At 64.9% G+C, this 23,747-nt stretch carries 28 protein-coding genes and 2 tRNA genes; 8 read left to right on the top strand and 22 right to left on the bottom strand.

The window, feature by feature from the left end; translation table 11 throughout:
* Nucleotides 1–3 precede the first annotated feature (3 nt).
* From V7066_RS13780 to V7066_RS13755, 6 genes are all read right to left on the bottom strand, one after another.
* Nucleotides 4–777, bottom strand: coding sequence for a phosphatidate cytidylyltransferase (locus V7066_RS13780; RefSeq protein ID WP_334183606.1), 774 nt, complete (start codon nucleotides 775–777; stop codon nucleotides 4–6).
* On the bottom strand, nucleotides 764–1,468 hold the full coding sequence (gene uppS, locus V7066_RS13775; RefSeq protein ID WP_334183605.1) for a polyprenyl diphosphate synthase: 705 nt from the start codon (nucleotides 1,466–1,468) through the stop codon (nucleotides 764–766). Before uppS ends, V7066_RS13780 begins: the two co-directional genes overlap by 14 nt.
* Nucleotides 1,469–1,499: 31 nt before the next feature.
* Complete coding sequence (gene frr, locus V7066_RS13770) at nucleotides 1,500–2,057, bottom strand: ribosome recycling factor (protein WP_334183604.1); 558 nt, start codon at nucleotides 2,055–2,057, stop codon at nucleotides 1,500–1,502.
* A 3-nt stretch (nucleotides 2,058–2,060) separates the two neighbouring features.
* The gene (gene pyrH / locus V7066_RS13765; RefSeq protein ID WP_334183603.1) at nucleotides 2,061–2,783 is read right to left on the bottom strand and encodes a UMP kinase; all 723 of its coding nucleotides are present in this window, start codon (nucleotides 2,781–2,783) and stop codon (nucleotides 2,061–2,063) included.
* 105 nt (nucleotides 2,784–2,888) lie between these two features.
* Nucleotides 2,889–4,049: a DUF1624 domain-containing protein gene (locus V7066_RS13760; RefSeq protein WP_334183602.1), complete on the bottom strand. Its 1,161-nt coding sequence runs from the start codon at nucleotides 4,047–4,049 to the stop codon at nucleotides 2,889–2,891.
* 57 nt (nucleotides 4,050–4,106) lie between these two features.
* Nucleotides 4,107–4,550 (bottom strand): winged helix-turn-helix transcriptional regulator, encoded by a 444-nt coding sequence (locus V7066_RS13755; RefSeq protein WP_334183601.1) that lies wholly within the window; start codon nucleotides 4,548–4,550, stop codon nucleotides 4,107–4,109.
* Nucleotides 4,551–4,604: 54 nt separating this feature from the next.
* Here V7066_RS13755 and V7066_RS13750 point away from each other — a divergent pair, with 54 nt between their 5' ends.
* Entirely contained in the window at nucleotides 4,605–5,213 is a 609-nt protein-coding gene (locus V7066_RS13750; protein ID WP_334183600.1) for an NAD(P)-dependent oxidoreductase, read from the top strand.
* A gap of 89 nt (nucleotides 5,214–5,302) precedes the next feature.
* Here V7066_RS13750 and tsf read toward each other — a convergent pair whose 3' ends face one another.
* From tsf to V7066_RS13715, 7 genes are all read right to left on the bottom strand, one after another.
* Entirely contained in the window at nucleotides 5,303–6,226 is a 924-nt protein-coding gene (gene tsf / locus V7066_RS13745) for a translation elongation factor Ts (protein WP_147219298.1), read from the bottom strand.
* A gap of 146 nt (nucleotides 6,227–6,372) precedes the next feature.
* Nucleotides 6,373–7,128 (bottom strand): 30S ribosomal protein S2, encoded by a 756-nt coding sequence (rpsB, locus tag V7066_RS13740; RefSeq protein ID WP_334183599.1) that lies wholly within the window; start codon nucleotides 7,126–7,128, stop codon nucleotides 6,373–6,375.
* Nucleotides 7,129–7,737: 609 nt separating this feature from the next.
* Nucleotides 7,738–8,208: a hypothetical protein gene (locus V7066_RS13735; RefSeq protein WP_334183598.1), complete on the bottom strand. Its 471-nt coding sequence runs from the start codon at nucleotides 8,206–8,208 to the stop codon at nucleotides 7,738–7,740.
* The gene (locus V7066_RS13730; RefSeq protein ID WP_334183597.1) at nucleotides 8,205–8,423 is read right to left on the bottom strand and encodes a hypothetical protein; all 219 of its coding nucleotides are present in this window, start codon (nucleotides 8,421–8,423) and stop codon (nucleotides 8,205–8,207) included. The genes V7066_RS13735 and V7066_RS13730 overlap by 4 nt, the downstream gene beginning before the upstream one ends.
* Before the next feature lie 185 nt (nucleotides 8,424–8,608).
* Entirely contained in the window at nucleotides 8,609–9,415 is an 807-nt protein-coding gene (gene pssA, locus V7066_RS13725) for a CDP-diacylglycerol--serine O-phosphatidyltransferase (RefSeq protein WP_334183658.1), read from the bottom strand.
* A gap of 95 nt (nucleotides 9,416–9,510) precedes the next feature.
* Entirely contained in the window at nucleotides 9,511–10,260 is a 750-nt protein-coding gene (locus V7066_RS13720; RefSeq protein WP_334183596.1) for a phosphatidylserine decarboxylase, read from the bottom strand.
* Between the two features lie 142 nt (nucleotides 10,261–10,402).
* A tRNA-Tyr gene (locus tag V7066_RS13715) sits at nucleotides 10,403–10,488 on the bottom strand.
* Between the two features lie 164 nt (nucleotides 10,489–10,652).
* On the opposite strand from V7066_RS13715, the gene V7066_RS13710 reads away from it, so the two are divergent.
* Nucleotides 10,653–11,480: a TrmH family RNA methyltransferase gene (locus V7066_RS13710; protein WP_334183595.1), complete on the top strand. Its 828-nt coding sequence runs from the start codon at nucleotides 10,653–10,655 to the stop codon at nucleotides 11,478–11,480.
* 24 nt (nucleotides 11,481–11,504) lie between these two features.
* Nucleotides 11,505–12,347, top strand: coding sequence for a hypothetical protein (locus tag V7066_RS13705; RefSeq protein WP_334183594.1), 843 nt, complete (start codon nucleotides 11,505–11,507; stop codon nucleotides 12,345–12,347).
* A 126-nt stretch (nucleotides 12,348–12,473) separates the two neighbouring features.
* Here V7066_RS13705 and V7066_RS13700 read toward each other — a convergent pair whose 3' ends face one another.
* The 4 genes from V7066_RS13700 to V7066_RS13685 all read right to left on the bottom strand — a co-directional run bounded on the left by V7066_RS13700 (nucleotide 12,474) and on the right by V7066_RS13685 (nucleotide 15,277).
* Nucleotides 12,474–12,746 (bottom strand): HU family DNA-binding protein, encoded by a 273-nt coding sequence (locus V7066_RS13700; protein ID WP_334183593.1) that lies wholly within the window; start codon nucleotides 12,744–12,746, stop codon nucleotides 12,474–12,476.
* Between the two features lie 444 nt (nucleotides 12,747–13,190).
* The gene (rplS, locus tag V7066_RS13695) at nucleotides 13,191–13,559 is read right to left on the bottom strand and encodes a 50S ribosomal protein L19 (protein ID WP_334183592.1); all 369 of its coding nucleotides are present in this window, start codon (nucleotides 13,557–13,559) and stop codon (nucleotides 13,191–13,193) included.
* Nucleotides 13,556–14,302 (bottom strand): tRNA (guanosine(37)-N1)-methyltransferase TrmD, encoded by a 747-nt coding sequence (gene trmD, locus V7066_RS13690; protein WP_334183591.1) that lies wholly within the window; start codon nucleotides 14,300–14,302, stop codon nucleotides 13,556–13,558. The genes rplS and trmD overlap by 4 nt, the downstream gene beginning before the upstream one ends.
* A gap of 60 nt (nucleotides 14,303–14,362) precedes the next feature.
* Complete coding sequence (locus V7066_RS13685; protein WP_334183590.1) at nucleotides 14,363–15,277, bottom strand: LysR substrate-binding domain-containing protein; 915 nt, start codon at nucleotides 15,275–15,277, stop codon at nucleotides 14,363–14,365.
* Between the two features lie 101 nt (nucleotides 15,278–15,378).
* Here V7066_RS13685 and V7066_RS13680 point away from each other — a divergent pair, with 101 nt between their 5' ends.
* A complete protein-coding gene (locus V7066_RS13680) occupies nucleotides 15,379–15,681 on the top strand; it encodes a hypothetical protein (protein WP_334183589.1) in 303 nt (100 codons plus the stop codon).
* Between the two features lie 48 nt (nucleotides 15,682–15,729).
* Here V7066_RS13680 and rimM read toward each other — a convergent pair whose 3' ends face one another.
* The 5 genes from rimM to V7066_RS13655 all read right to left on the bottom strand — a co-directional run bounded on the left by rimM (nucleotide 15,730) and on the right by V7066_RS13655 (nucleotide 19,167).
* Nucleotides 15,730–16,239, bottom strand: a complete 510-nt coding sequence (gene rimM, locus V7066_RS13675) for a ribosome maturation factor RimM (protein ID WP_334183588.1) — start codon at nucleotides 16,237–16,239, stop codon at nucleotides 15,730–15,732.
* Nucleotides 16,240–16,257: 18 nt separating this feature from the next.
* On the bottom strand, nucleotides 16,258–16,686 hold the full coding sequence (rpsP, locus tag V7066_RS13670) for a 30S ribosomal protein S16 (RefSeq protein ID WP_334183587.1): 429 nt from the start codon (nucleotides 16,684–16,686) through the stop codon (nucleotides 16,258–16,260).
* A gap of 30 nt (nucleotides 16,687–16,716) precedes the next feature.
* On the bottom strand, nucleotides 16,717–18,174 hold the full coding sequence (ffh, locus tag V7066_RS13665) for a signal recognition particle protein (RefSeq protein WP_334183586.1): 1,458 nt from the start codon (nucleotides 18,172–18,174) through the stop codon (nucleotides 16,717–16,719).
* 201 nt (nucleotides 18,175–18,375) lie between these two features.
* Nucleotides 18,376–18,451: transfer RNA gene (locus tag V7066_RS13660), tRNA-Ala, on the bottom strand.
* Nucleotides 18,452–18,846: 395 nt separating this feature from the next.
* Nucleotides 18,847–19,167 carry a TIGR02300 family protein gene (locus V7066_RS13655; protein WP_334183585.1) on the bottom strand — a complete coding sequence of 107 codons (321 nt, stop codon included), beginning with the start codon at nucleotides 19,165–19,167 and terminating at the stop codon, nucleotides 18,847–18,849.
* A gap of 205 nt (nucleotides 19,168–19,372) precedes the next feature.
* Between V7066_RS13655 and aroA the strand changes: the two genes are divergently transcribed.
* The 4 genes from aroA (at nucleotide 19,373) to rpsA (ending at nucleotide 23,669) form a co-directional block, all read left to right on the top strand.
* A complete protein-coding gene (gene aroA / locus V7066_RS13650; protein ID WP_334183657.1) occupies nucleotides 19,373–20,695 on the top strand; it encodes a 3-phosphoshikimate 1-carboxyvinyltransferase in 1,323 nt (440 codons plus the stop codon).
* Between the two features lie 49 nt (nucleotides 20,696–20,744).
* The gene (locus tag V7066_RS13645) at nucleotides 20,745–21,038 is read left to right on the top strand and encodes a CBU_0592 family membrane protein (protein WP_334183584.1); all 294 of its coding nucleotides are present in this window, start codon (nucleotides 20,745–20,747) and stop codon (nucleotides 21,036–21,038) included.
* 26 nt (nucleotides 21,039–21,064) lie between these two features.
* Nucleotides 21,065–21,688, top strand: coding sequence for a (d)CMP kinase (locus V7066_RS13640; RefSeq protein ID WP_334183583.1), 624 nt, complete (start codon nucleotides 21,065–21,067; stop codon nucleotides 21,686–21,688).
* A 268-nt stretch (nucleotides 21,689–21,956) separates the two neighbouring features.
* Nucleotides 21,957–23,669, top strand: coding sequence for a 30S ribosomal protein S1 (rpsA, locus tag V7066_RS13635; RefSeq protein WP_334183582.1), 1,713 nt, complete (start codon nucleotides 21,957–21,959; stop codon nucleotides 23,667–23,669).
* Nucleotides 23,670–23,747 lie beyond the last annotated feature (78 nt).

Below are 23,747 nucleotides of genomic sequence, written 5' to 3'. Positions count from 1 at the left end.
TCATCATCGTGGCTGGAAAAGGATCATCAGGCCTAGCACGAAAAGCACGGCCAGCAAGCCGTCGAGCCGGTCGAAGAAACCGCCATGGCCTGGAATGAAATTGCCGGAATCCTTGACCCCGGCGCGGCGCTTCATCCAGCTTTCGAAGAAGTCGCCCGCCTGCGCGCAAACGGCGACGAGAATGCCGGTGAGCAGGCAAGTGACGAAGAGCGGCAGCGCGTTCGCGGTCAGATACCAGCAGGGCTGCATGCCGAAGCAGGCAGGGCCGTCTGCGGCATTGCCCTGCGGATGGACCGAAAGCAGCCCCTCCTGCCAGAACCGTGCGGCACCGAACAGCACCAGCGTCGCGCCGAGCACGCCGCCCAGCAGCCCCGACCAGGTCTTGGACGGACTGATCGACGGTGCGATCTTCGGGCCGCGCAAGGTGCGCCCGGTGAAGTAGGCGCCAACATCCACGCCGATCACCGCCAGCAGGATCGTGAGCAACGGGGCGAGGCTGAAGAAGGGATTGCGCAGGAACAGGAGCATCGCCGCGCCGATCCCGACATAGAGCATGCCGCCGAAATTGAACGCCGCCCGCTCGCCCGGATGCTGGGTGCCGCCGCGTGCGAGCCGGACCCATTCCCACAGCACGCCCAGCGCCACGGCGCAGACGAAAGCGGTCCAGACCACCCCGCCCAGCCAGAGCGCGCCACCGGCGACGACCAGCATGACCGCCGCCGAAACCGTCCGCACCCCGAGGTCGGACTTCTTCTTCGGGGGATCAGCGTCCGCCATAGCGTCGCTCACGGGCGGTGAAGTCTTCGAGCGCCTGGCGCAGGTGCTCGGCGGTGAAGTCCGGCCACAGCACGTCGGTGAACAGCATTTCGGCATAAGCCACCTGCCAGAGCAGGAAGTTCGACAGGCGCACTTCGCCGGAGGTACGGATCACCAGGTCGAGCGGCGGCAGATCCGCCGTGTCGAGCTGCACCGCAATGGTTTCCGGCGTGATCGGGCCTTGTGCCGCCGCCTTGGTCGCCGCGCGGGCAATCTCGTCCTGCGAGCCGTAGTTCAGCGCCACCGCCAGCGTGGTGCCGGTATTGGCGGCGGTCTTCGCCACCGCGCCTTCGATCAGTTCGACGACATCGGGCTTGAACGCCTGGTAATCGCCGATGATCTTGAGCCGCACACCGGCCGCCGCGAACTCATCTAGGTCGGAGAGGATGAAGCGCTTCATCAGGCTCATGAGGTCGGAGACCTCTTCCTCCGGCCGCCGCCAGTTCTCGGTGGAGAAGGCGTAGAGCGTCAGCGCTTCCAGCCCCATCTCCCGCGCGCCGCGCACGACGCGGCGCACCGCCTCCACGCCGCGCTGGTGACCCAGCACGCGCGGCAGGTGGCGCTTCTTCGCCCAGCGCCCGTTGCCATCCATGATGATGGCAACGTGGCGCGCCGAAACGGGATCACCCTTCGCAGGGTCTACCTTGGCCATCGGGTCTCCCTCGCGGCGAGGCTTGCGCGCCTCACTTGCCGAGAATTTCCTTTTCCTTGGAGCCGAAGACGTCGTCGAGCTGCTTGATGATGTCGTCGGTCAGCTTCTGGACTTCGGTTTCGCCGCGCTTGCGCTCGTCTTCCGAGATTTCCTTCTTCTTCTCGTCGGCCTTCAGGTTCTCGATGCCGTCACGGCGCACGTTGCGCACGGCGACGCGGGCCTTCTCGGCATAGGAGCCGGCGAGCTTGGCGAGTTCCTTGCGGCGTTCCTCGGTCAGATCCGGGATCGGCAGGCGCAAGGTATTGCCGTCGTTGATCGGGTTGAGACCCAGACCGGCCGAACGGATCGCCTTTTCGACGGGACCGATGTTCGACTTGTCCCAGACCTGCACCGAAAGCATGCGCGGTTCGGGCGCCGAGATCGTCGCGACCTGGGTGATCGGGGTGTTGGCACCGTAGACGGTGACCATGATCGGCTCCAGCAGCGCGGTATTGGCGCGGCCGGTGCGCAGGCCCGAGAGGTCGTGCTTCAGCGCTTCGATCGCACCGTTCATGCGGCGCTCGAGGTCCGCCTTGTCGTACTTGGCCATGGATCAGGCTCCTTTCTGGACGACCGTCTTGGTGCCGCCGCCCGCGAGAACGGTGGCAAGATTGCCTTGCTCGCGGATCGAGAACACGACGATCGGGATTGAATTGTCGCGGCAGAGCGCCACGGCGGAAGCGTCCATCACCTTCAGGTTGTCGGCAAGGACGGTGTCGTAGTCGACCGAATCGTAACGCTGGGCGTCCGGGTTGGTCTTGGGGTCGCTATCGTAGACGCCGTCCACGCTGGTGCCCTTGAGCAGGGCATCGCAGCGCATTTCGGCGGCGCGCAGGGCGGCACCCGAATCGGTGGTGAAATAGGGCGCGCCGACGCCGGCGGCGAAGATCACCACGCGGCCCTTTTCCAGGTGACGCTCGGCGCGGCGACGGATCACCGGCTCGCAGACCTGGTCCATCTGCACGGCGGACTGCACGCGGGTCTCGACGCCGATCTGCTCCAGCGCGTTCTGCATCGCCAGCGCGTTCATGACGGTGGCCAGCATGCCCATGTAGTCGGCCTGCGCGCGGTCCATGCCGCGCGCGGCGCCGGCCATGCCGCGGAAGATGTTGCCGCCGCCGATGACCAGGCAGATCTCCAGGCCGGTCTCTTTGGCCGCCTTCACTTCCTTGGCAAGCTCGGTAACGAATTCGGGATCGATTCCGAACTGCTGGCTTCCCATCAAGACTTCGCCCGACAGCTTGAGAAGGACGCGCTTGTAGGGGGAAGAACTCATGGCCGCACAATCTCCTCTGGGCATTTCGCCCGGCTTTAGGAGCGCGCGGGCGGCTTGCCAAGGGGCGAGCTTGTGGATGAGCGCGGGGCGGTCCGTTCTACCCCATCAGAGATAGCGCATCCACCAGGCCGAACTGGCGCGCTTGATCGCACCGAAGCGTCGGGTGGCGAACCAGCACGGTACGGCCACGAGCGCCGCGACCGCCCAGATCCAGCCCACCGAAGGCACGCTGAGCAGGCCCGGGGCGCCCAGCACTGCACCGGCGATGCGGTTCCCGGCGTGAAGCAGATAGAGATGCAGGATATAGAAGAACAGTGGCGCTCCGCCGAGCACCGCCAGCCAGCGGATCGGGCGGCTGCGCCCCTCCCTGTCAGCCCGCTCGAAGAAATCGAGCAGAAGCGCACCGCCCCCCAAGGTGAGCAGCAGGAAGCAGGCCGAAGCCGGGTACTTCGTGACGTTCACGAAAGCCATGGCGTCATGCATGGCCTCGCCGGTCAGATCCCAGGCCTGCGTATCGCCATAGCCCGTCACTGCGCGCAGGACCCCGAAGAGGGCCAGGCCGACCGCCGCAAACAGCAGCAGCGCCCTGCCCCGCGCGCCGGGATCGGCGTCCCGCCCGAACCAGGGTCCGGCGGCATAGCCCAGCGCCATCGTACCTATCCACGGCAGCACCGGATAGGACGTGCGCGCGGCAGCTCCCCAAGGCAGTTGGATCAGGTCTCGCTGGTGCAGGATCGCCCAGAGCGCATGGCCCGGCGCCTGCGGATCGACCGTAATTCCGTCGAGGAGATTGTGCCCCAGAACCAGCACCGCACCGATGACGAGGACTCCGGTCCGCGGCAGGCGCACCAGCGCCGCCAGCGCCAGCATCGACAGGCCGATCGCCCATATCACCTGGAGGAAGTAGGTCCGGGGCAGCGGATCGAAGGTCCAGGCAAAATTCACCACGGTCACTTCCAGCACGATCAGGAACAGGCCGCGCTTGGCCAGAAATTCGCTCGCCTTCGCCGCGTTTCCGCGCGCGTGGAGCCAGGCAGAAACCCCGGTCAGCGCCACGAAGACCGGCGCGCACAAATGAGCCGCAAGCCGCGTGAAGAACAGAGCCGGATCGGTGGCGTCGAGATCCATCGGATCGGACACCTGCCGGTCGAGGTAGAAGAACTCACGGGTATGATCGACAAGCATCAGCAGCATGACGAGCCCCCGCAAGGCATCGATGGCCACGATGCGCGGGCGAGACGTGGAAGAGGCTTCGAGACGGTTCATTCCAGGCGCTTTACCGTCATGTTATATCATTTCAAGATCGGGAATGGACTTCCGCACTCAAAAGGACAGGCCCGCCAGCTCCTTCTCCCGCGCGTCGTAGGCGAGTTGCGAGAGCGCGACCTCGGCCATGCGCCGCTCGGCCCAGTCGATCATCGCCTGAAGCGCTTCGATCAATTCGCTGCCAAGCGGGGTAATCGCATAGCTGACCGTCACCGGCACGGTCGGCACGACACGGCGCGCGACCAGCCCGTCCCGCTCCAGCGAGCGCAAGGTCTGGCTCAGCATTTTCTGCGAGATTCCGTCGATCCGGCGCTTCAACGCATTGAAGCGCATCTCGCCCGCGCCAAGCCCCGAACCGAGCGTCGTGAGGATCAGCACGCTCCATTTGTCGGCAATGCGGTCGAGCAGCTGCCGGGTCGGACAGTTCGCGGCGTAGACGTCCGGCTGCCTGGCCCCGGTTTCCTCCGGGTAACCCGGTGCGATGAAAGTGCCTTCTTGCATAGGCACACTCCATGACACACTTGGTCACTATTGGAAACCAGTGGAGTATCCGGAATGAAGATTGCAGTCCTCGGCGCCAGCGGCCGCGCCGGATCGGAAATCACCAGGGAAGCCGCCGCACGCGGCCATCAGGTCCTCGCCTTGGCCCGTAATCCCGAGAAGATCCCGGCCATCGACGGCGTCGTCGCGAAAGCGGGCGATGCCGCCGATCCCGAAGCCCTTGCAGCCCTCATCGCCGGCAGCGACGCGGTGATCAGCGCCCTGCACTTCGATGTTTCCGCCGAGACCCTGCTCTCCGCGATCCGCAAGGCGGGGGTTCCGCGCCTGCTGGTCACCGGCGGCGCCGCCAGCCTCGAAGTCGCACCGGGCGTTCGCGTGATCGATTCGCCTGACTTCCCGGAGGAATGGAAGCCCTTCGCGCTGGGCGGCATCACCTTCCTCGACGCGCTCCGGCAGGTGGACGATGTGGACTGGACCTTCTTCTCCCCCGCCGCGCTGATCTTCGAAGGTCCGCGCACCGGCAGCTATCGCCCCGGCACCGACCAGCTCGTCACCGACGACAGCGGCGAGAGCAAGATCAGCTTCGCCGACTACGCCATCGCCATGGTCGACGAACTCGAAGCCCCCAAGCACAGCCGTGCGCGGTTTACGGCAGCCTACTGACCCATCGAGCAGGCAAAGAAAAAGAGCCGGGAAGCCAATGCTTCCCGGCCCTTCTCTTGTTCGGTATCCCGAAGGATCAGCCCGAAGAATCAGCCAGCGACGGCAGCAGCCACTTCGGCTGCGAAGTCGGTGACTTCCTTCTCGATGCCTTCGCCGAGCTGGAAGCGGACGTAGTCCTTCAGCACGATCTTGGCACCGGCGTCCTTGCCGGCCTGGTCGACGACCTGCTGGATCGGGGTCTTGTTGTCCATGACGAAGACCTGCGAGAGCAGAGCGTTTTCCTTGGCATACTTGGCGATCGCGCCGTCGACCATCTTGGCCTGCACGGCTTCGGGCTTGCCCGATTCGGCAGCCTTTTCTTCGGCGATCTTGCGCTCGCGAGCGATCAGCTCGGCGTCGAGATCGTCGGCGTTGAGGGCCAGCGGGAAGGCAGCGGCGATGTGCATCGCGATCTGCTTGCCGAGGGCTTCTAGAACGTCAGCCGAAGCTTCCGATTCAAGAGCGACGAGCACGCCGATCTTGCCGAGGTTCGGCGCAGCAGCGTTGTGCATGTAGGGAACGACGAGGCCCTGAGCGACTTCGACGGTCTTCAGGCGGCGAACCTGCTGGTTCTCACCGATGGTCGCGACGTTGTTGGTCAGCGCGTCGCCAACGGTGCCGCCGCCCGGATAGGCAGCAGCCTTGAGGGCTTCCACGTCGTTGCCGGCAACGCCGAGAGCGACTTCGGTGGTCTTGCGGACGAAGTCCTGGAACTGGTCGTTCTTCGCAACGAAGTCCGTTTCCGAGTTCACTTCGACGGCAACGCCCTTGGTGCCGGTGACGGCAACGCCGACCAGACCTTCGGCAGCCGTACGGCTCGACTTCTTGGCGGCAGCGGCCAGACCGCGAGCGCGCAGCGCGTCAACGGCGGCTTCGAGATCGCCACCGGTTTCGTCGAGGGCCTTCTTGCAGTCCATCATGCCGGCGCCGGTGCGCTCGCGCAGGTTCTTCACGTCAGCGGCGGTGTAAGCCATCGCTCAAATCCTTTTGCTTGGTGGGGCCGCATTTCACGGCCTTAAAATGCCCCAGGCCGCATCGCGACCCGGAAATGAAACGCGCGCCAGGCCCATTGGACCCGGCGCGCGACAATTCCATGACGAAAAAGTCGTCGCCGGACCTATCAGGCCTCGACTGCTTCCTCGGCAACCGGCACGTCCATGGCGCCGATGTCGGCACCGCTCTGGACGAGCGCGTCACGACCACCCTTGGTGGCAGCCTGAGCGATCGCTTCGCAGTACAGGCGCACGGCGCGGCTGGCGTCGTCGTTGCCCGGGATCGGGAAGGCGATGCCCTGCGGGTTCACGTTGGTGTCGAGCACGGCGACGACCGGGATGCCAAGGACGTTGGCTTCCTTGATGGCCAGCTCTTCCTTGTTGGCGTCGATCACGAACATCACGTCCGGGATGCCGCCCATGTCGCGGATACCGCCGAGCGACAGCTCGAGCTTGTCACGCTCGCGGGTCAGCTGAAGGACTTCCTTCTTGGTCAGGCCGGTGGTGTCGCCCGCCAGCTGCTCTTCAAGAGCCTTGAAGCGCTTGATCGAACCCGAGATGGTCTTCCAGTTGGTGAGCATGCCGCCCAGCCAGCGGTGGTTGACGAAGTGCTGACCGCAGGCGCGAGCGGCCTGGGCGATCGGCTCCTGAGCCTGGCGCTTGGTGCCGACGAAGAGCACCTTGCCGCCGGCCTGGACGGTCGACTGCACGAATTCGAGAGCGCGCGCGAAGAGCGGCACGGTCTGCGACAGGTCGATGATGTGGATGCCGTTGCGCGCGCCGAAGATGTACGGCTTCATGCGCGGGTTCCAGCGATGGGTCTGGTGACCGAAGTGCGCGCCGGCTTCGATGAGCTGCGACATGGTGACGACAGGTGCCGCCATAATAGAATTCCTTTCCGGTTGAGCCTCTGGAAAGCAGGAACCTGGCGGATGGGAAACCCGACCGTCAAAGCACCGGTATGTGCGCTTTCCATGTGGATTGCCCGAGTCGCAGAATACCGCCAATTCGGTATCGTTCGTCGAGCGGGGCCGCCCTTAGCGATATTCCCTGAAAAAGGCCAGCCCCAATCTGCTTCGCGATCCGGCGTTGCGCTGAGGCGGTTCGTCGCAGAGCCGCGAAAGCCCGGTTTCCTGCCGGAAACCAACTGCCTCCAACCGTTTTTCCACAGAGTGATCCCCAGCAGACCGTCGCCGCAAAAAGCGCTTCGCGACGGGCCTTGCGGGATTTCCATCAAGCAACGCCTTTCGGGGGAGAGGACGCGGACCAAGGGACGCAGCCCATGAATGCCGTCATATCCATCCTGTTCGGAATCGCAGCGGCCGTGGCCGCAAGAACGCTCCTCGTCGCCTGGCTGGACTTCGTTCCCGCGCTCGGCGACGCTCGGCATCGCGAAAGCAGCAGGCGATGGACCGCGTCAGAGCCGAAATCCGCGGCAAGCCGGCGACCGCGAGCCAGTCGCTCGGCATCGCACCATCCGGCGTGAGCAGCGGCTAGTGCAGGCGCCGTGAGCCTTCCAGCCTGAAGGCATGATCGATCGTGCGATCATCGGCCGGCACCTCGTTGGCTATGGCTTCCTCGATCAGATCGCTGGTGTGATCGATGATTGCCTGCATCTGCATGATGGCCTCGGCGACCGCCTCCCCCGAACGGCATGACGGCATCAGGTCCACGATGATGATCAACCCGTGCTGCGCATCGATCGAAAACCGGCACCCCAGCAGACGGTCATGCAAACGCGCCAAGGTCAGGCACAGCGCCGGCCCCGGTTCCACTTCCTCAAGAACGAGGCCCTTGATCTGAATCCAGTCTTCGACGCCGAACACGGACCAGACGCTGTCCGTCTCCTGATCGGTGAGCACGAGTTCCTCGGAATCGATTTCCTCGATCTCGAACTGATTCTCCTCGCACCAGTCGCGCAGCCCTTCCAGCTCCGCCAGTGCGCCGCGTGTATCCGCACTCATGCCGAAGTTCCCGCAAAGGCCTGGATCGCGCCGCGAGAACCAAAGGTTTTCAGCTTGACAGCGTGAGAACAAATTGAGAACAACAGCATCACAGGAACATTAATAGAACGATTCTGAATTTTCCACAAGCTCTCCACAGGGGCAGCAACGGCCGCCCGCTTCGGGTTCACGGGAAATTTCGGGATCATGGACGATGGTTCGAAAGGAACGGTCATGACTGCTTTTGCCGCCTGTCTCTTCGCCGTGGCTGCACTGGTCTCCGCCCAGGTCATCGCCGCAAGCTGGCGTCGCCATCTCGGCGCCGCCCGTGCGCTTCCGGCGCAGCTTCGCGCCTGCGACGAATCGCTGACAATAGTTTGGCGAACGGTCGAACGCGTGCCTCTGCCCGCGCTCGCCACGCTCAGAAAGGACCGTTCGGCGCGTCCTCGCCGTCACCCGCAGTGGAATGCGGCGGAACGGCCTGGCCTGGAGTGGCCCGGACTGGAGTCTGGAGCGGAACTCGCCGCCTGAACTTCGCATAAGCGGCGATCCCGATCGGGATCAGCACCAGATAGACGAGTGTGATGACCGCCAGCGTGTACCACGGCTCCGTCAACAGCGCGGCTACGGTCAGGCCCACCAAGGCCAGGACACCAAGGCGCATGCTGGGCGGCGGACGCATGCGGGACCAGCCCAGAGTCGGCAGGCTGGAAATCATCAGGACGGCGACGAGCACCATCCACACACCGACCGCGATCGGATTGGCGAACTCGGATACGCCGGTCGCGATCCAGAGATAGATCGGCAGGAACGCCAGTCCCGCGCCGAGCGGCGCGGGTACGCCGGTCAGGAAACCGGCTTCCTTGTGCGGCTGGTCCAGTTCGTCGAGACGCGAATTGAAACGCGCCAGACGCAGCACGCAGCAGATCGCAAAGGCCAGCGCGGCGATCCAGCCCATGCTGGGCAGCTGGTGCAAGGTCCAAAGATAGACGATCAGCGCGGGCGCAACGCCGAACGAGATCGAATCGGCCAGACTGTCCAGTTCCGCACCGAAGCGCGTCTGCGCCTTCAGCAGGCGCGCGGCGCGGCCGTCGATACCGTCAAGCAGACCCGCCAGAATGATCGCCTGGACCGCTCGCTGATAGTCGCCGCCGATCGCAAAGCGAATGCCGGTAAGGCCCGAGCAGAGCGCGGCGGCGGTAATGGCATTGGGAACGAAAACGCGCATCGGCAGCCCGCCGGCCAAGCGGCGACGCAGGCGCTGACCGTCGCCTTCTGCGGCGCCCTCCCCTGCATCACCCCGAATGCCGCCAGGCTCGCCGTTCACTGCGCGATACCCTCGATCATGGGCGCCGAGCCGAGTTCGGCCAGAACCGTCTCGCCGGCGACAATGCGCTGGCCCATGAGCACTTTCGGCTCGACCCCGGCCGGAAGGTAGACGTCGACACGGCTGCCGAAGCGGATCAGGCCGATCCGCTGACCGGCGGCGATCATGTCGCCCGGCTTCACGAACGGCACGATACGGCGCGCCACCAGACCGGCGATCTGCGTGAAGCAGACGCGCAGGCCATCGCCGCGCTCGACCAGGATGTGCTGGCGCTCGTTCTCTTCGCTGGCCTTGTCGAGGTCGGCATTGAGGAACTTGCCGGGAATGTAGATAACCCGGCGCACCGTGCCGCTGATGGGGCTACGATTGATGTGAACGTCGAACACGCTCATGAAGATCGAGATGCGCGTCACCGGCTCGGTCGGCATCGGCTGCGATCCGCTGCCGTCCTCGACCGTCAGTTCGCGCGGCGGCGAAACTTTGCCGATCAGCGTCACCAGGCCATCGGCAGGCGCCACGATGTAGCGATCGTCCTGCGGCGTCACGCGAACGGGGTCGCGGAAGAACGCCAGCACGCAATAGGTCAGCAGAACCAGCGGCAGGCCGACCAGCGGGCCGAACACGATCCAGCCGACCAGCGCCAGGGCTGCGGCGATGGCGCCGAACTTACGACCCTCCGGATGAACGGAAGGCCAGCTCCAGGACGCTTCGCCGCGTCCCTGATTATCGAGAATTTCTCCGGGCATCACCGTCCTCTAGTCACTGTGCACACCTCCCGCAATGCCGGGGAGGCGCGCCGCGTTCCCAATCGCCGGACTGGCGGGGATATTTCATGACGGGGATAGGGTCCGGGGTCCCCGAAGGGAATGCTCTTTTGAAGAGAACCGGTGGTGGACAGGGCTGGATTCGAACCAGCGTACGCTTGCACGGGCAGATTTACAGTCTGCTGCCTTTAACCACTCGGCCACCTGTCCACACCAGTTACTGGCGGGGGTCCGTCTATCGAAAGACCCGTTGTGTTGAAGCTCCGAAACCAGAGCCTCGCTGCCGAGGAGCGCGCCTATGTAGAACCCGGCCTTGCCTGTCAATGGGGGGAATGGCAGGAGCGGCATAGTTTTTTCGAATAAGGACAATTTTCATGACCAATCGTAGCGACCGGCAAGACGGTGACCGCGAAGGCGGCCGCTCCGGGAAACCGCTGCGCGGCCGCGCAGGCCGGATGAAGAACGGCCGTGGCAGCGGGCGTGCGAGCACAGGCATGGTTCGCCTCTGGGGCCGCCACGCCGTCGAGGCCGCGCTCAAGAATCCGAATCGCAGCCACCGCAAGCTCTGGGCGACTCGCGAAGGCGTCGAATCACTCGACGGCGAACTGCCCACCGATTTCCCCGTGGAATGGGCACAACCCGCCGACCTCGCCCGCCTCGTCGCGCGCGACGCGCCGCACCAGGGCCTCGTGCTCGAATGTGCGCCACTCGATGACATCTTCATCGACGACGTTCTCGACGGCGATCCCTCGCGCCCTGTCGTCGTGCTCGATCAGGTGACCGATCCCCACAACGTCGGCGCCATCATGCGCTCGGCGGCGGCCTTCAACGCCTGCGCCATCGTCACGCAGGATCGCCACGCACCGCCCGAATCGGGCACGCTGGCCAAGAGCGCATCGGGCGCGCTGGAAGTATTGCCCTGGGTCCGCGTCGTGAACCTCGCGCGCGCGCTCGAGGAAATCGCCGAGGCGGGCTACTGGCGAATCGGTCTCGACGGCACGGCGCAGTCGACGCTCGGCGAGGCCCTGCCCGCAGGGCCAGTCGCGCTCGTGCTCGGCGCCGAGGGCGACGGCATGCGCCACAATATCGTCCAGCACTGCGACGCGATCGCCAAGCTGCCGATCAGCGACGCCATGGAGAGCCTGAACGTCAGCAACGCTGCCGCCATCGCGCTCTACGCCGCAGCGACCCGGCCTGCGTAATCGTCTATCAGAGGGGCACAGATCATGAATTGCATCCAACGGCGTCCATGGGGACGCCGCCTTCTCGCAGGGCTGGGCGTCACCGCCCTCGCCCTGCTGGCGACGGCCTGCATCTTCGCACCGGGCAAGTTCACCTCCACGCTCGACTTGCGCAAGAATCGCACCTTCACCTTCCGCTATGCGGGCGAGATCGTGATGGTGCCCCTCCAGATGTCGAAGCCCAAGACCTTCGAGCCGGAGGCCTGCCACAACGACGACTACGAGGAGCGCACCTGCACCGACGAGGAACTCGCCCAGCAGAAGGCCGACTGGGAGAAGTCGAGCGCCGAAAAGAAGAAGAGCGACGAAAAGGCCGCTCAGATGCTGACCGGCGGCCTCGATCCCAGCGATCCCCAGGCCGGCGAACAGATCGCCGAGAAACTGCGCCGCCAGGTGGGGTGGAACAAGGTCGTCTACGTGGGCAACGGCAAGTTCGATGTCGACTTCGCGATGACCGGGCGCCTCGACCACGATTTCGCCTTCCCCACCATCGAGGGCTTCGCGATGAGCAACAGCTTCGTCCAGCTCACGCTGCGCCGGGACGGCTCGGTGCGGATGGCAGCCCCCTCATTCGGCCCGCAGGGCGGCACCTCGGGCATGAGTTCGCTGATGAGCGGCTTCGGCGACAGCAGCAGCGATGGGGACAGCGAGGCCAAGCCGGGCGAGGTCCAGGCCGACGGAACGTTCACCCTGACCACCGACGGCGAGGTCCTGGCCAACAATACCGACGAAGGCCCGGCTCCGGCACCGAACGGCAAGGCGCTGGTGTGGAAGATCGATCCCCGCACACCGGCCGCTCCGACCGCCTTGGTCAAACTGACACCCTGATCCCGAGCGGCAGGCGGCTCACGCCCCTGCCGCTTACGACTGCAAAACGAAAAACGCCGCGCCGACCCTGTGGTCGGCGCGGCGTAATCTTTTCAGCCTGCGAGGCGCAGCAGGCTGCAAGGATGCTTAGTTGACAGCGTCCTTGAGGCCCTTGCCGGCCTTGAACTTCGGCTGAGCCGAAGCCTTGATTTCCATCGGCTCGCCGGTGCGCGGGTTACGGCCGGTCGAGGCCTTGCGCTTGGCGACCGAGAAGGTGCCGAAGCCGACGAGGCGAACTTCGTCGCCCGACTTCAGCGCGCCGGTGATGGCATCGAACACGCCTTCGACAGCCTTGGTGGCATCGCTGCGGGTAAGACCGCTCGTGTCCGCGACAGCGCTGATGAGATCGTTCTTGTTCATTATGGGAACCCCCTAAGCTTTCAATGGAAGGATGCGATGGGATATTCTGAATCGCCTCAGGACGGACGGAATTGAGCGGGTTTTACCCACGGTGTCAAAGCCTAAACAAAACCAAAACTGGCAGTTTATCGCGTTTTTCCGCCATCCAGATGACAATTTCCGAATTGTGCAGCGCAGCATGGTGCGGGTGGAGATATCCGCCCCGGCCGTGAAGGCGCCAAGAAGATGTGGGCACGTTCGCAGGGCCCCGCCTCGCGGCGGATTGCGAACCATTCCGCGAATGGATTCAACTCGGTAAAGACCGGGTTAAAGGTGAGCGGCGCTTTTCGAAAAGCGCCTGTCCCCGAAAACGCGCCGGCAGAAGCCGGGCGCAAAAAAGGCGGTTCGAAATCGAACCGCCTCTCAGGCTGTCCGGCCCTTGCGAGCCGGACAATCGGCCAGGGCTTACGCCTTGACGTCGTTGACCCGGCGCTCGGCGATACGGGCGCGCTTGCCGGTACGACCACGCAGGTAGTACAGCTTCGCACGACGCACGACGCCGCGACGGACAACGGTGATCGAATCGATGTTCGGCGAGTAGAGCGGGAATACGCGCTCCACGCCTTCACCGAAGCTCATCTTGCGGACGGTGAAGTTCGAACCCATGCCACGGTTCGAGCGCGCGATGCACACGCCCTCGTAAGCCTGGACGCGGGTACGGGTGCCTTCAACCACCTTCACGCCGACGCGGACGGTGTCGCCCGGACGGAAGGTCGGGATATCCTTGGCGGCCTTGGCAATTTCCTCGGCCTCGATCTGCTGAATCAGGTTCATGAACCTAAGTCCTCGTTTTTGCGCCGCGCACCAGAGGCAGACTGGCCCCGAACGTCACTGCGACGTTCCCAAAGGTCCGGCCTGCGTGACCGTGTATCTTCCTCCGCCTGCCGTTTCCGCCAGGCGGCGATCTTCGCATGATCCCCCGATCGCAGCACTTCAGGGATCGTGCGCCCTTCCCACTCGGTGGGTCGGGTAAACTGCGGGTATTCGAGAAGACCGTCCTCGAACGATTCCTCGGTCCCGCTGGAAGCCGCGCCCATTACGCCGGGAAGCAGCCGAATGCAAGCGTCTAACAGCAGGATTGCCGCGGGTTCGCCGCCCGAAAGCACCGCATCGCCGACCGACATCTCTTCCACCTGACGGCCCTCGAAGATGCGCTCGTCGAAACCTTCGAAGCGGCCGCACAGGATGGTGACACCGGGGCCCTCGGCCAGTTCGCGCACGCGGGCCTGCGAAATCGGCTTCCCGCGCGGCGTCATGGCGATGATCGGCGCGTCGGGATTGATCGCACGGGCATGGTCGATGGCAGCGGCCAGAACGTCCACCTTGAGCACCATTCCGGCGCCGCCACCTGCGGGGGTATCGTCCACGGTGCGGTGCTTGTCGGTCGCGAAATCGCGGATATGGACGGGGTTCATGGCCCACTTGCCCTCCGCCAGCGCCCTGCCCGCAAGGCTGACGCCGAGCGAACCAGGGAACATCTCCGGATAGAGGGTGAGGACGGTCGCGTTGAAAGTCATGCCCCGCGCAAAGCCCAATTCGGCGGCTGCGGCAAGGGGGAAGCGCCGGAATTGCGCCTTTCAGAGCGGCTCCCAGACTTCGGCAGGCAGGAAAGCGCGGTCGGCGGCGATCTCTTCGCGCAGCCATTCGCGCAGGCGCTCGATCTTGCGCACGCCCACGCGGCTTTCCGAATGGACCAGCCATTGCGCGGGTCCGACGTAGTAGAGCGTCTTGAAGGGCTGGACCAGGCGCCCCGCTTCCAGATCCGCGCGCCAGAACAGCGGAGACAGCAGCGCGATGCCGAACCCATCGCGCATCGCGGTCGCTTCCTGAAGCTGGTTGTCGAATACGATCCCGGTTCGCGGCGGCGGCAGCGTACCGATCCCGGCGGCGGCGAACCAGCCTGCCCACCAACGATCGTTCGGCGCAAAGCGCTCCACGGTCAGCAGGTCTTCCGGCCTTTCGATCCGATTCTTTTCAAGGAAAGCGGGCGAACAGATTGGCGAAAAGTGCTGGCGGAACAGAAATTCGGCGCGCAAGCCCTCCCACTTGCCGAAACCGACGCGGATCGCCGCATCGTAAGGCGATGTGGCGAGATCGATCACCTCATTGCTGAGCGACATGCGCACCGCCAGATCGGGATGGCGCAATTGGAAGCGCCCAATCCGCTCGCTCAGCCAAGTCGCGCCGATGGAGACGGAAGCGTTGAGCGAAAGCACATTCTCGTCTTCGCTCCACACTGCGGCGAAGGCATCGGTCATCGATGCAAAGGCTCCGGTCAGGGCTGGAAGCAGCCGACGCCCGATATCGGAAAGGCGTACGCGCCCCTTCTCGCGCACGAACAGCGGCTTGCCGACGCGGTCTTCGAGCTGCCGGATCTGATAGGAGACCGCCGCCTGGGTCATGCCCAGTTCCTCGGCCGCGCGCGAGAAATTCTCGTGGCGACCGGCAGCCTCGAAGGCGCGAACGGCGGTCAGGGGCGGCAGGCGGTCCATCCCGAGATGATAAGGCTGCCTTATAGGTTCCGCCAGAGGCTTTGTTGGCGCGGACACGCAGGATCGCGCAGATTCCGGTCATCCGATGGAGGAACCGGACAATGCAGGATCAACACTTCATGCAGCAGTGGAACGCCGGTCATGACCGGTTTTCCGAAGGGCTCGGTAACGGGCTGGCCAAGCTGGCCGAGAAAGCCAGGGCTCGGTTTCGCCGCGGATCGCCGCGACAGGAAAGGCCGGAATCGCCGCTGGCCCGTCGGGCCCGCCTGACCGGGATCGGCGTGATTGGCGGCATTCTCGCGGGGGCAAGCCTGGGCATGGTTGCACCGCTGGTGCTCGCCATCGACTGCCCGCAGACACCTGCGGAAGCGGCACGCTCGTGCACGCAGGCCGCGCTTGCCTGATCACCGCCCCCGAAAGCGAAAAGGCCGCCCCGAGGGACGGCCTTTCCTTTATTCTTCCGCGAAGACGGCGGTGATGACCAGCCGTTCGTGATCCCACTCGGGGACGGCCGCGGGGGTCATCGGCACCATGAAACGGCGCCGTTTGCCATCCTCACCGACCGGACGCTCGATCTCGATCACGTCACCGGCGCCGAAATTCTCGACGGCGATGCAGATGCCGAGTTCGTCACCCGCATCGGAAACGGCGCGCAGGCCCAGCAGGTCGGCGTGATAGTACTCGCCCTCCTCCAGTTCCGGCATCGACGCACGCGGGACGGTGAGCGCAGTGCCGCGCAGCTTCTCGGCAGCCGTGCGATCCGGCACTTCCTCGAAGCGGGCGATCGCGCCGCCCTTGCCGTCGTCGCGCAGCTTGGCGAGCGTCAGGGTGGAATCGTTGAAGGCGCGGTAGCGCTTGAGCGCCGCCACGCCTTCACCGAACAGCTTGAGGCGAACCTCGCCCGTCACGCCGTGCGCGCCGGTTATGGCAGCAAGCGTGACGGGGCGGTCTTGACCAGCCATCTGGATCTGACCTGAAGCTTAGGCTTCGGTCGATTCCTCAGCGGCTGCTTCGGCAGGCGCTTCTTCAGCGGCCGGAGCGGCAGCAGCAGCGGCGGCAGCTTCTTCAGCTTCACGCAGCTTCTCGGCCTTTTCCTCGGCGCGGTCCTTGGCCTTCTGGCCCGGCTCACCCTTCTGGGCGTTCACGGTCGCGGCGCGTTCCTTGATGCCGGCCTTGTCGAGCAGGCGGGCAACGCGGTCGGTCGGCTGAGCGCCAACGCCGAGCCAGTAACGCACGCGGTCTTCGACCAGACGGACGCGGTTTTCGTCGTCCTTGGCGAGGATCGGGTTGTAGGTGCCGACCTGCTCAAGATACTTGCCGTCGCGCGGAGCGCGCGAGTTGGAGACGACGATCTTGTAGTAAGGACGCTTCTTCGCGCCACCGCGCGACAGACGGATCGAAACGGACATTGCTCTACCTTTCCTTCAAATCTTCAAAAATTATTTCTTCAGAAACTTGCTGAGATCGGGACCACCGGCGCCCATTCCGGGCAGACCGCCCGGAAGGCCGCCCATGCCACCGGGCCCGCCGAGGCCCGGCATGGCGGCATCGAGACCGCCCTTGCCGAACATCGCGGCCAACCCCTTGAGGCCGCCCATCTTCTTGATCTGCTTCATGGCCTTGGACATCTCCAGGTGCATTTTCAGCAGCTTGTTGACGTCCTGGACATTGGTGCCCGAGCCGTTGGCGACACGGATCTTGCGCTTGGCGTTCAGAAGCGCGGGGTTGGCGCGTTCCTTCTGAGTCATCGAACCGATGATCGCATCCATGCGCAGCAGCACGCGGTCGTCCATGCCCGAGGCCTGCATCGCCGCCTTGGCCTTCTTCATGCCCGGCATCATGCCCGCCAGCGCGCCGAGGCCGCCCATCTTCTGCATCTGGCCGAGCTGCATGCGCAGGTCGTTCATGTCGAACTTGCCCTGCTCCATGCGCTTGGCCAGCGCTTCGGCGTCCTCGATCTTGACCGCTTCGGCGGCCTTCTCGACGATGGAGACAATGTCGCCCATGCCGAGGATGCGGTTGGCGACGCGGCTCGGGTGGAAGGCCTCAAGGGCCTCCATCTTCTCGCCGGTGCCCGCGAACTTGATCGGCTTGCCGGTGACGGCCCGCATCGACAAAGCCGCACCGCCGCGCGCGTCACCGTCCATACGGGTGAGCACGACGCCGGTAAGATCGACTTCGCCGGAGAACGACTGCGCGACGTTGACCGCGTCCTGGCCGGTCAGCGAGTCGACCACGAGCAGCGTTTCACGGGGAGTCGCGATGGCGGCAACCGCCTTCATCTCGTCCATGAGCTGCTGGTCGACGTGGAGACGGCCGGCGGTGTCGAGCATCAGCACGTCGACAGCCTGAAGCCTGGCCGACTGCATCGCGCGGGTGGCGATTTCGGTCGGCTGCTGGCCGGCGATGATCGGCAGGGTGGCAACGCCAACCTGCTCGCCCAGAACGCGAAGCTGTTCCTGTGCGGCCGGACGGTTGACGTCCAGCGAGGCCATCAGGACCTTCTTGCCCTGCTTCTCGCGAAGCATGCGAGCGATCTTGGCGGTGCTGGTGGTCTTACCCGAACCCTGCAGACCGACCATCATGATGACGACGGGCGGAACCGCTTCCAGATCGAGTTCGGCGGTCTGGTCACCACCGAGCATCTCGATCAGCGCGTCATTGACGATCTTGACGACCTGCTGGCCGGGCGTGACCGACTTCAGGACCGACTGGCCGATGGCCTTTTCGGTAACCTGGTCGATGAAGCGGCGCACGACGGGGAGCGCGACATCGGCTTCGAGCAGCGCGATGCGCACTTCGCGCATGGCATCGCGGACGTCCTGCTCCTTGAGCGCGCCGCGACCGCGCAGCTTGTCGAAAACGCCACCAAGACGATCAGACAGGCTGTCGAACATGCCAAACTCCTTATCGGCAGCCGCAGCCGCCAGAACGCCAAAAACGCCGGTGGGCGAAACCTCGCTGACCGGCGTGACGGAAACGTTATGCGAAAAACGCCGGCGGACGAAACCTCGTCGGCCAGCGTATCGCGTTTCCGCGAAACTGATATGTCGAAATAGCCGAACCAAGATGACTTTGAAAGGCTATTTCATAAGAAATGGTGGAGCCTAGCGGGATCGAACCGCTGACCTCCTGCATGCCATGCAGGCGCTCTCCCAGCTGAGCTAAGGCCCCAATCATTTCAGCAGATCGACCTGGGAGGTTCGATCCGTTCCCTCGTTTCAGCCCGTCGTTGATGACTTGCCTCCGCTTGGGAGGCCGCCCTCTAGATGGGGTTCCTCAGGCTGGCAAGAGGAAATTTCACGGGCCTGTCATTTTTCGGATAGGGTGCACCGAAAGCCCTTCCCACCCTACAAGGCTCTCCGACTTCACACCTCCTTTCGTCATTGCGAGGAGGCGAAGCCGACGCGGCAATCCAGAGCGGCGCAAACCGCCCCTGGATTGCTTCGCTACGCTCGCAATGACGAAATGTGGAGTGAAGCTGGCAGCCCTAAAACGAGGCTGAAAACGAGAAAGGGCGCGGCTGCCGAAGCACCGCGCCCTTTCCTGAAACAGCTAATGGCCGAGACTTACTCGTCGCGGTCGCCGTCGTCGTCGCCGCCGCCGATGCCGAGATCGTCGTCACCACCGAGGTCGACGTCGTTGTCCGGCGAATCGCCGTCGTCGTCGATGTCCAGATCGTCTTCGGCGAGATCCGAATCCTCGTTCTCGACGACTTCCTTCTTCTGGATTTCCTCATAGGGAATCGGCTGCTTGGACTTCAGCACCGGCTCCGGGTGCCACGAATGGCCGCACTCGATGCAGGTGACCGGGTCGTCCTTACCCAGGTCGTAGAAGCGGGTGCCGCATTTCGGGCAGCCGTGCTTGGCGCCCCACTCAGGCTTTGCCATGAAATGTCCTCATACTGCGCGCCCGTAGAGTACGGGCGAGAATTCCGTGTCTTGATGGGAGGGCCGGCCCGCAAAATCAAGCGTCCCGGCCACATCAGGGCGCGCGCCTTGCCATAGGCCGCAGCCGCTGTCAAAAGCCCGGCGATTTTGCGCCCCTTCCAGCCTCGAAAGAAGCACGCCCGTGAGCCACGACACCACCACCCCCATGCGCCCCCGCCGTTTCCTGCCCGCAGGACCGCTGAAGGGCAGGATTCGCGTGCCGGGCGACAAGTCGATCAGCCATCGCTCGATCATGCTGGGCGCGCTGGCCGTGGGCGAAACCCGCGTGACGGGCCTGCTGGAAGGCGAAGACGTGCTGTCCACCGCCGCTGCCATGCGCGCCATGGGCGCCTCGGTCGAGCGCGTCGGAGACGGTGAGTGGCGGGTGAACGGCGTGGGCGTCGGCGCCCTGCTCCAGCCCGAAGGCCCGCTCGACATGGGCAATTCCGGCACCTCGACGCGCCTGCTGATGGGTCTTGTGGCCAGCCATCCGATCCATGTCAGCTTCACCGGCGATGCCTCGCTTTCGAAGCGCCCGATGGGCCGCGTGATCGATCCGCTTTCGGAAATGGGCGCCAGCTTCGAGGCGAGTGAGGGTGGCCGCCTTCCCTTGATCGTGCGCGGCGCCTCCCCTGCGGTGCCGATCACCTACCGCCTGCCGGTCGCCTCCGCACAGGTGAAGAGCGCGATCCTGCTCGCCGGCCTCAACACGCCGGGCACCACAACGGTCATCGAGCCGGTGCCGACCCGCGACCACTCCGAACGCATGCTCAAGGGCTTCGGCGCAGACCTCACCGTCACCGTGGAAGCCAACGGCACCCGCGTCATCACCATCAAGGGCGAGGCCGAACTCAAGCCGCAGGTCATCGACGTGCCGGGCGACCCCTCCTCGGCCGCCTTCTTCATCGTCGCCGCACTGGTGACGCCGGGCAGCGAAGTCGTGATCGAGAACGTCGGCCTCAACCCCACCCGCGCAGGCCTTGTCGAAGTGCTGCGCCAGATGGGCGGCCAGATCGAATTCCTGAACGAACGCGAAGTCGGCGGCGAGCCGGTGGCGGACCTGCTGGTCAGGCACTCGCAGCTCAAGGGGATCGAAGTCGATCCCGCCATTGCCCCGGCCATGATCGACGAATTCCCCGTGCTCTTCGTCGCCGCCTCGCTGGCGGAGGGCGTCACCGTCACCAGCGGCCTCGACGAGCTGCGCGTGAAGGAATCGGACCGCCTGACCGCCATGGCCGTCGCCCTGACGCTGGCCGGAGCGGAAATCGAGGAGCGCGAGGACGGCCTCGTCATCACCGGCACCGGCGGCGCGCCGCTGCCCGGCACGGCCGAGGGCGCGCAGGTCACCACCCATCTCGACCACCGCATCGCCATGGCGATGGCCGTTGCCGGTCTCGTCAGCAGCGGCGGCGTGGAAGTGGACGATACCCGTCCGATCGCCACCAGCTTCCCCAACTTCGAAGACCTGCTGGCCAGCCTCGCCGGATAAAAGCATTGTTGCAGGGACGGCACCCCGCCGTCCCTGCGCAGGAGTCTCCATGATCCTCGACTTGCCGGAATCGCTCAGCAATATCCTCGGCTTCATCGGCACGGCATGCTGCATCCTCGCCTATGCCTACATCACCTATGAGGATGCGCCGAACCGCTATCTCCAGCACGGACTCAATTTTGCGGGCGCCGTCCTGCTGCTGATCTCGCTGATGGTGAACGTGAACCTGCCCTCGATCGCGATGGAAGCGCTCTGGGCGGTCATTGCCGGTTGGGGCCTGGTGAAAGCCGTGCTCTCGCGCCGCAAGCAGCCCGCTTCGGCGGAACACCCGACCTTGCACTGAACGCCCCAAGCCGCCATGACCGCGCGATGATTATCGCCGTAGACGGACCCACCGCTTCGGGCAAAGGCACTATCGCCAAGGCCCTCGCCCACCATTTCGGACTGCCCCACCTCGACACCGGCCTGCTCTATCGCGCGGTCGGTCGCCAGTGCTTCCTCGACGGTGGCAACCCGGACGATCCCGTGGACGCCCTCGCCGCCTGCGCCTTTCCCGAGGGCCTGCTGGCAGACGCCGAACTGCGCTCCGAGGCGAGCGGCGGCCTCGCCAGTCGCGTTTCGATCCACCCCACCGTCCGCCAGGCGCTCTACGAACGCCAGCGCACATTCGCCACGCAGCCCGGCGGCGCCGTGCTCGACGGACGCGACATCGGCACGGTGATCGCGCCCGAAGCCCAGGCCAAGCTCTTCGTCGTCGCCTCGGTCGAAGCCCGCGCCCAGCGCCGCTTCCTCGAAATGCATGCCCAGGGCCGGGACATCTCGCTGGAAGCCATCACCGCCGACCTCGCCGCGCGCGACGAACGCGACCGGGGCCGCAAGGACGCCCCCCTCGTGGCCGCCGCCGACGCGCTGGTGATCGACACCTCCGACCTCAAGCGCGAGGAAGCCATCGCCGCCGCCATCGCCGCGGTGGACGCGCTGCGGGTCTCCTGACCGGCCCCGACTGAACGGCCGGGATCGACCGGCCCGGCAATGCGACGAAACCACGTCGTATCCGCCAATTTCCTTGCATTTCACCCCTCATGGGCGTAGGGGCCGCCGGTCTGGAGAACCGCAAGGTTCGAAGGACGCCGCGGACGGCATTCGGCCCCCGTGGCGGTTCGGCCCTTTTGGCCCGGGCCTCGCATGGTGCGAAGCGCGGAGGAAAGACCGGCGGATCAAACCGCCTGGCCGGAAAGAACTAAACAGGATTAAACCTTTAATGGCTACTTCTGCCAATCCGACTCGCGACGATTTCGCGAAGATGCTTGACGATCAGCTCGGCGGTGTCGCCGATGACGGCTTCGAAGGCCGCGTCGTCAAGGGTACCGTCACTGCCATCGAGAACGACAAGGCCGTCATCGACGTGGGCCTGAAGAGCGAGGGCCGCGTTGCCCTGCGCGAATTCGCCCGCGGTGAAGGCGAGCACGGCCTCAAGGTCGGTGACGAAGTCGAAGTTTACGTCGACCGCGTCGAGAACGCCGACGGCGAAGCGATGCTGTCGCGCGACCGCGCACGCCGCGAAGCCGCCTGGGACAAGCTCGAGAACGAATTCGGTGAAGGCAAGCGCGTCGAAGGCGTGATCTTCGGCCGCGTCAAGGGCGGCTTCACCGTCGACCTCGACGGCGCCGTTGCGTTCCTCCCCGGCTCGCAGGTCGACATCCGCCCCGTGCGCGACGTCACCCCGCTGATGGACGTGCCGCAGCCCTTCCAGATCCTGAAGATGGACCGTCGCCGCGGCAATATCGTCGTGTCGCGTCGCGCCGTCCTCGAAGAAACGCGCGCCGAACAGCGCAGCGAGCTGATCGACAAGCTGAGCGAAGGCCAGGTCATCGAAGGCGTCGTCAAGAACATCACCGACTACGGTGCGTTCGTTGACCTCGGCGGCATCGACGGCCTGCTCCATGTCACCGACATGAGCTACAAGCGCGTCAACCACCCGAGCGAAGTGATCGCCATCGGCGACACCGTGAAGGTCCAGATCATCCGCATCAACCAGGACACCCAGCGCATCAGCCTCGGCATGAAGCAGCTGGAAAGCGATCCGTGGGAAGGCGCAGCCGTCAAGTACCCGGTCGGCGCCAAGCTGTCGGGCACCGTCACGAACATCACCGAATACGGTGCCTTCGTGGAACTGGAAGCCGGCATCGAGGGCCTCGTCCACGTTTCGGAAATGTCCTGGACCAAGAAGAACGTCCACCCCGGCAAGATCGTCTCGACCTCGCAGGAAGTCGAAGTGGTCGTTCTCGAAGTCGATTCGGACAAGCGCCGTATCTCGCTCGGCCTCAAGCAGGCTCAGCAGAACCCCTGGGAAGCTTTCGCTGAAAAGCACCCCGTCGGTTCGCAGGTCGAAGGCGAAGTCAAGAACGCCACCGAATTCGGCCTGTTCATCGGTCTCGACGGCGACGTCGACGGCATGGTTCACATGTCGGACATCGCCTGGGGCATCTCGGGCGAAGACGCGCTGGCTCTGCACCGCAAGGGCGAGCAGGTTTCGGCCGTGGTTCTCGACGTCGACGTCGAGAAGGAACGCATCAGCCTCGGCATGAAGCAGCTTGAGCGTGGCGCTCCGGCCGCTGGCGGCGTTGCCGCGACCGGCGGCAGCTCGCTGCGTCGCAACGAAGTCGTCACCGTCACCGTTCTCGAAGTTCGCGACGGCGGCCTGGAAGTCCAGGCTGGCGACGATGGCGCCACCGGCTTCATCAAGCGTTCGGACCTCGGCCGCGACCGCGACGAGCAGCGCCCCGACCGCTTCCAGGTCGGCCAGAAGCTCGACGCCATGGTCACCGGCTTCGATCGTTCGAAGAAGCCGAACTTCTCGGTCAAGGCTCGCCAGCTTCACGAAGAGAAGGAAGCCGTCGAACAGTACGGTTCGTCGGACTCGGGCGCTTCGCTCGGCGACATCCTCGGCGAAGCCCTCAAGAACCGTTCGTAAGAACAGTTCGGGCTTCACCGTTAGGTGAACCAACAAAGGCCCGTCCGGAGCAATCCGGGCGGGCTTTTGCTTTGGGCT

Source organism: Novosphingobium sp., from assembly GCF_036820275.1.
Lineage (GTDB): Bacteria > Pseudomonadota > Alphaproteobacteria > Sphingomonadales > Sphingomonadaceae > Novosphingobium.
The sequence above is the reverse complement of the archived record's forward strand: the minus strand, read 5'-3'. Positions and strand labels throughout refer to the sequence as shown.